Genomic DNA, 6,806 nt, shown 5'->3' with positions numbered 1-6,806 from the left:
AGCTGCGGGACATGGTCCAGCGGGTGAGCGAGTCGGAGGCGATCGAGCACGAGGAKCGGGAGATGTTCCGGTCCGTGCTCGAGCTGGGCGACACCCTCACGCGCGAGGTGATGGTCCCGCGCACCGACATGGTGACCGCGCCCGAGGACACCCCGCTGCGCAAGGCGCTCGCCCTGCTCCTGCGGTCCGGGTTCTCCCGGGTGCCGCTGACCGGCGAGTCCGTCGACGACCTGCGCGGGGTGCTGTACCTCAAGGACGTGGTCGGTCGGCTGCCGATCGCGCCGGCCGGCCGCTCGGACCGGCAGAAGCAGGAGGCGATGCTCGACGCACCGGCCTCCTCCCTGGCCCGGCCCGCGGTGTTCGTGCCGGAGTCGAAGCCCGTCGACGAGCTCCTGCGCGAGCTGCAGGACGGCGCGTCGCACATCGCCATGGTGGTCGACGAGTACGGCGGCATCGCCGGGCTGGTCACCATCGAGGACGCGCTCGAGGAGATCGTCGGCGAGCTGACCGACGAGCACGACCCCACCGCACCCGTGGTCGAGGACCTCGGGGACGGGGTGTTCCGCGTGCCCGCCCGGCTGGGCCGCGACGAGCTGGGCGAGCTGTTCGACCTCGAGGTGGACGACGAGGACGTCGACACCGCAGGCGGGCTGCTGGCCAAGGCGCTGGGCAAGGTCCCGCTGCCCGGGTCCGCCGGAGACATCCACGGGCTCCACCTGGTCGCCGACCGGGTCGAGGGCCGGCGCCGTCGGCTCGCCACCGTCCTGGTCAGCGTGGTCGACGCCGACACCCCCGTACCGACCGATACCCACGGAGCCACCCGATGACCGCCTCCCACACCTTCCACTCGGGGTTTGCCTGCTTCGTCGGGCGGCCGAACGCCGGCAAGTCGACGCTGACCAATGCGCTGGTCGGTCAGAAGGTGGCCATCACGTCCGGGCGCCCGCAGACCACCCGGCACACCGTGCGCGGCATCGTGCACCGGCCCGACGCGCAGCTGATCCTCGTCGACACCCCCGGGCTGCACCGGCCGCGCACCCTGCTGGGCGAGCGGCTCAACGCCCTGGTCAAGGACACGCTCACCGAGGTCGACGTGGTCGGCTTCTGCCTGCCGGCGGACCAGCGCGTGGGCCCCGGCGACCGGTTCATCGCGGAGCAGATGACGGAGCTGGCGCGCGACGGTCGCGGGACGCCCGTGGTCGCCGTCGTGACGAAGGCGGACCTCGTGGGCAAGGGGAAGCTCGCCGAGCACCTCATGGCGGTGCAGGCCCTGGGGGAGTGGGCGGACATCGTGCCCGTCTCCGCGACGTCGGGGTACAACGTGGACGTGCTGGAGAACGTGCTGATCGGGCACCTGCCGGAGGGCACGCCGCTGTACGCCGAGGGCGAGCTCACCGACGAGCCGGAGGCCGTCATGGTCGCCGAGCTGGTCCGCGAGGCCGCGCTCGAGGGCGTGCACGACGAGCTCCCGCACTCGCTCGCCGTGGTCGTCGACGAGATCGTGGAGCGCGACGAGCCGGCCGCGAACGGCGTGCCGATGCTCGACGTGCGCGTGCACCTGTTCGTCGAACGGGACAGCCAGAAGGCGATCATCATCGGCAAGGGCGGAGCGCGGCTGCGCGACGTCGGCAGCCAGGCGCGCCGTGGCATCGAGGCGCTGCTGGGCGCGCGCGTCTACCTCGACCTGCACGTCAAGGTCGCGAAGGACTGGCAGCGCGACCCCAAGCAGCTCGGAAAGCTGGGCTTCTGAGGATGCTGAGGTCGGACGAGCGCACCCCCGTGCGCGCCAGCACACCGGACGTCGAGCGGCACGTCGGCCGGTGGTACCGCGTCGTCGCCAGCACGGCCGTCGGCGTCCTCCTGCTCGCGATCCTCGGGGCGGTCATGGGCCCGCAGTGGGACCCCGTCCCGCTGTCCGACCCGCTGACGGTCGAGACGACGTCRACCGCGATCGGGAACGCGCCCGCGGTGCCCACCTACGAGGTCCGCACGTCGATCGTCACGGTGCAGCTGGACGGCACGACGGTCGACGCGCAGATCAGCGAGCCGATCGGGGCCGAGGGACCGCTGCCCGGGGTCGTGTTCGTGCACGGCGCGGGGACGGGCCGGTACGACACCGCGTTCCTCGCGCAGGCGCACGCGCTGGCGGCGTCGGGGATCGTCGCGATGGTGCCCAACAAGCGGCTGGACACCTACACCACGCGGCACCGGGACTACCCGCTCATGGCGGCCGACTACGACGCCTCGGTCCGGCTCCTGCAGTCCCGCGCCGGTGTCGACCCCGACCGGGTCGGCATCTACGCCGAGAGCGAGGGCGGCTGGATCGCCCCGATCATGGGCGCGCAGGACCCGTCGATCGCCTTCGTGGTGCTGGTCTCCTCACCCGTGGTCCCGCCGCGCGAGCAGGCCGCCTTCGCGGTGGACTCCTACCTGCGCAACACCGGCGTCCCGCACGGCGTGTTCCGGGCGATCCCGCGGGCCGTCGGCATGTCGCTGCCCGGCGGTGGGTTCGAGTACGCCGACTTCGACGTGACCCCGTACCAGCGGCAGATGCGCCAGCCGGTGTTCGTCGTGTACGGGACCGGCGACGCCTCGATGCCCACCATCCAGGGCGCCGAGCAGGTCCTGCGGGACACCGCGATCGCCGGGAACGGCGACGTGACGGTGCGGTACTACGAGGGCGCCAACCACGGCATCCGCGTGGACGGCGAGGTGGACCCCGACTTCCTGACGGACCTGTCCGGCTGGGTGCTCGGCATGCACGCGACCGCCGACGCAGCGCCCCGGATCGCCGGCGCGCAGCCCGTGCAGACGTACGTGGCAGCGCCCGTCCCCGAGCCCCGGTGGTTCGGGAACGGCGACATGGTCGTCGCGCTCGCCGTGGCCGCGGTGGCGCTCATCGTGCTCGGGCCGCTCGCGCTGCTCGTGGCGCGCGGCGTCGAGGCGGGGACCGGCGAGGTCCGACGTCGACGCGGGGCCGCCGTCACGGTCCCCGGACCCCGGTTCGCCCGCGGCGTCCTGCCCATGCTCGTCGCCCTCGGGTTCGGGGCGATCCTCACCGTCGTCGGGCTCGTCTGGTACATCGTGTCGGTCGCCCGCCTCGCACTCGACTACCAGCGCAACGACCTCGTGGTGCAGGGCGGCTGGCTCGCGGTGCGCGTGCTCGGCATCGCGGTGGTCGTCGTGGGCGTCCTCCTGCTGCGCCGGTGCCGCCGGGTCCGGCACGACGGCGGGCACCCTGCGCCGGGCGTCGTGCGGGCCGCGGTCCTGTGGGCCGGTGTCGTCGGCTCGGTGGTGCTCCTCGTCGTGCTCGCGTACTGGGGGGTCTTCCAGCTCGGGATCTGATCACGGAACGGGCGCGTTGTGTACGAAGCACTCACGTGCGGCACGATGTGCGCCGATGATGGAGTGAGGCACCCTCCGGGGCCTGGCCGAGGACAAGGGGGTCGCGTGCGCACGTCGTGGGGGTCGGCGACCGATCGCGGCCTGGTCCGCGAGGTCAACGAGGACGCCCTGCTGGCGTATCCGCCCGTGTTCCTCGTGGCGGACGGCATGGGCGGCCACGACGCGGGTGACCTGGCCAGCAGGATCGCCGTCGAGGAGTTCGCGCAGCTGGCCGGGCAGGCCGCGGCCACCGCGGACGACGTGCACGCGTGCTTCGACCGCACCGCGGCCCGGATCCGCACCGAGTTCACCGGCGGGCGCCAGGGCGGCACCACCGTCGCCGGTGTCGCCGTCACCGAGCACGACGGCGGCTCCTACTGGCTCGTGTTCAACGTCGGCGACTCGCGCGTGTACCTGTGGACCGGCGACGAGCTCGAGCAGGTGAGCGTGGACCACTCGGTGGTCCAGGAGCTGCTGGACCTGGGCGAGATCGATCTGGCCGAGGCGGCGACGCACCCCGACCGGCACGTCCTGACCCGCGCGCTCGGCACCGGCGACCCGCCCGAGCCCGAGTACTGGCTCCTGCCCGCCGGGCTGCACGACCGCCTGCTGATCTGCACGGACGGACTGACACGGGAGCTGGACGACGACGTCCTCGCCCGGGTCCTGGCCGGCATCGGCGACCCGCAGGACGCCGCCGCGGACCTGGTCCGGCTCGCGCTCGAGCACGGCGCGCGCGACAACGTGAGCGCGGTCGTCGTCGACGTCGCCACGGCGGCCGGCGCCCACGACGACGTGCACATCACCGTCCCGCGCACCGGCGCCGAGCTCGGCCAGCACGTGTGGGACGAGATGCTCGACGGCGCCACGGTCCCGCGCCGCTCGGTGCCCACGACCGACCCCGGCGCGCGCGGCGCGAGGACACCGAACGAGGAGAAGCCGTCATGAGCGTGCCCGAGTACTCCGCCGGCGGCTGGACCGCCGTGGTCCGGCCCGGCTTCGTGGCGCTGCTCGGCCCCACCACCGCCGCCTCGACCGTGCGTGCCCTGTGGCACGAGACCGGCGAGGGTGTCTTCTCCGCGCTCGCCCTGCTGGCCCGCGACGGGTTCGGCGGCCTGCCGCCGTTCGCCGTCGTGTCGGTCGACGGGCAGCGCGTGCACGCCGCCCTGCGCGGCGACGTGGAGGTCGTCGTCGAGGTCGGCGGCCGGCGCGACGTCTGGCGTTCCGGCGAGGTCAGCACCTGGACCGAGCGTGTGCTCGACGGGGTCTCCGACGTCGTCGTGCAGGTGGACGGCCCGGCCGTCGACGCCGGGAGCCTGCCGCTGGCCGACGGGGTCGTGCTGGCCTCGCGGGTGCACGTCGGCCTGACCACGCGCGAGGACGTCGTCGAGACCGCGGTCGCGCCGGCCGCCGAGCCTGCCGTCGAGACCGAGCCGGCCGAGCCTGTCGCCGTCGAGCACGACCTGCCCGTCGAGCCCGTCGAGCCCGTCGCTCTTGAGCCGGTCGCTCTCGAGCCCGTCGCTCTCGAGCCGGTCGCTCTCGAGCCGGTCGTCGAGGCCGCCGACGAGGAGCAGCCCGTCGAGCCCGAGGTGGTGGCGGACGCGGACGCGACGCCCCAGCCGGTCGACGACGCCGTGTGGGACGAGCCGACGACCGTGGAGCTGGTGCCCCTCGAGGGCCAGGCTCAGTCCGACGTCGAGTCCGAGCAGGACGAGCACGCCGACCCGTCGGGCGTCGTCGCCGCGGCCGAGTCCTTCCTCACGTGGCCGGCGTTCGGGGCCACGGCGGCGGAGACCGTCGAGGCTCCGTCGGCGCCGGTCCCGGTCGGCGGCGCGTCGCTGGACGACCACGACGGCCTGACGATCCTGTCGACGGACCTGGCCGAGATCCGCGAGCAGCTCCCGTCGTGGGCGTCGGACGAGGTCCCCGGTCCGTTCCGGGTGCCCGCGGCGGTGCAGACGGCGGCGCGGCTGGTGCTGTCGACCGGCCTCGTCGTGCCCCTGGACCGCGCGGTGCTGCTGGGCCGCGCGCCGCAGGTGGCCCGCGTGACCAACCGCGAGCTGCCGCGCCTCATCACCGTGCCGAGCCCGCAGCAGGACATCTCGCGGACGCACGCSGAGGTGCGSGTCGAGGGCGASCACGTCGTGGTCACCGACCTCGACTCGACCAACGGCRTCCATGTCGCACGGCCCGGYGAGGGCGCWCGCCGGCTGCACCCSGGCGAGCCCAGCGTCGTCGGCGTCGACGAGGTCGTCGACCTCGGCGACGGCGTGACGTTCTCGGTGGAGCGGGGTTCGTGACCGCACGCCGCGAAGCATCGACCCCGCCCCGCCTGCCGGGCTACGAGTACCTGCGGGTCCTCGGCCTCGGCGGCTTCGCGGACGTCTTCCTGTACCAGCAGGAGCTCCCGCGGCGTGAGGTGGCGGTCAAGGTCCTGCTGGCGGGGAGCCTCGACGACGAGGTGCGCGCGCGGTTCCAGCAGGAGGCCAACCTCATGGCCCAGCTGTCGCACCACCCCTCGATCGTCACGATCTACCACGCGGCCATCGCGGCCGACGGCCGGCCCTTCCTGGTCATGGAGTACTGCTCGCGCCCCGGGCTGGCCGAGCGGTACCGGCACGAGCGGATCTCCGTCGCCGAGGCCCTGCGCATCGGCGTGCGGCTGGCGTCGGCGGTCGAGACCGCGCACCGGGCCGGCATCCTGCACCGCGACATCAAGCCCGCCAACGTGCTCACCACCGACTTCGGCTGGCCGGCGCTGACCGACTTCGGCATCGCCGCGACCACGGGCCACGGCGCCGGCGCGACCGTCGGGATGTCCATCCCGTGGTCGCCGCCCGAGCTGTTGGGGGAGCACCCGACGGGCGACGAGCGCTCCGACGTCTACTCGCTGGCGGCGACGATCTACTCCCTGCTCGCCGGGCGCACCCCGTTCGAGGTGCCGGGCGGCGAGAACACCGCGCAGCAGCTGGTCTCCCGGATCGAGCGGTCGCCGCTGCCCCCGACCGGTCGCGACGACGTCCCCTGGGGACTGCAGGACCTGCTCGAGCGCGCGATGGCGAAGCACCCCGCACGCCGGTTCGAGTCCGCTGCCGCGGTGGCCCGCGCGCTGCAGCAGGTCGAGGCCGACCTGCGCCTGCCGATCACGCCGCTGGACCTGACGGACGAGCCCGACGCGGGCGAGTCCCGCGACACGCCGGCCCTCTCGCCCGACGGCGGCCGGGAGGACGCGACGCGCCTGCGCTCGATCGTCTCGGTCGCCCCTGCCGCTCCGGGCGAGCAGGCCGGCCCTGCCGGCCCGGTCCCACCGGGCGCCGACGAGCCCACCCGCCACCGCGGCGTGACGGCGGTCGCTCCGGAGGCGCCCCCCAGCCGGCCCGGGCCGGTGTTCGTCGCGCCCCCGGAGCCGGCCGCCCCCGAGG

General features: G+C 74.3%; 6 protein-coding genes. All 6 read left to right on the top strand.

Features of this window, described 5'->3' with window-relative positions; all coding sequences use genetic code 11:
• The coding region (locus ACXJKG_RS18055; protein WP_456847124.1) for a hemolysin family protein at positions 1-827 on the top strand (827 nt) is incomplete at its 5' end.
• On the top strand, positions 824-1,750 hold the full coding sequence (era, locus tag ACXJKG_RS18050) for a GTPase Era (protein WP_456847123.1): 927 nt from the start codon (positions 824-826) through the stop codon (positions 1,748-1,750). The genes ACXJKG_RS18055 and era, both read left to right, overlap by 4 nt.
• Before the next feature lie 2 nt (positions 1,751-1,752).
• Positions 1,753-3,345, top strand: a complete 1,593-nt coding sequence (locus ACXJKG_RS18045) for an alpha/beta hydrolase family protein (protein ID WP_456847122.1) — start codon at positions 1,753-1,755, stop codon at positions 3,343-3,345.
• Positions 3,346-3,450: 105 nt separating this feature from the next.
• On the top strand, positions 3,451-4,332 hold the full coding sequence (locus ACXJKG_RS18040) for a PP2C family protein-serine/threonine phosphatase (protein ID WP_456847121.1): 882 nt from the start codon (positions 3,451-3,453) through the stop codon (positions 4,330-4,332).
• Entirely contained in the window at positions 4,329-5,684 is a 1,356-nt protein-coding gene (locus ACXJKG_RS18035; RefSeq protein ID WP_456847120.1) for an FHA domain-containing protein, read from the top strand. The genes ACXJKG_RS18040 and ACXJKG_RS18035 overlap by 4 nt, the downstream gene beginning before the upstream one ends.
• Positions 5,681-6,806: protein kinase domain-containing protein (locus ACXJKG_RS18030; RefSeq protein WP_456847119.1), on the top strand; the 1,126-nt coding region annotated here is incomplete at its 3' end. The genes ACXJKG_RS18035 and ACXJKG_RS18030, both read left to right, overlap by 4 nt.

It is taken from the genome of Cellulomonas sp. P5_C6, from assembly GCF_054049635.1.
Note: the sequence above shows the minus strand (reverse complement) of the source record. Positions and strands in the feature narration are given on the sequence as shown.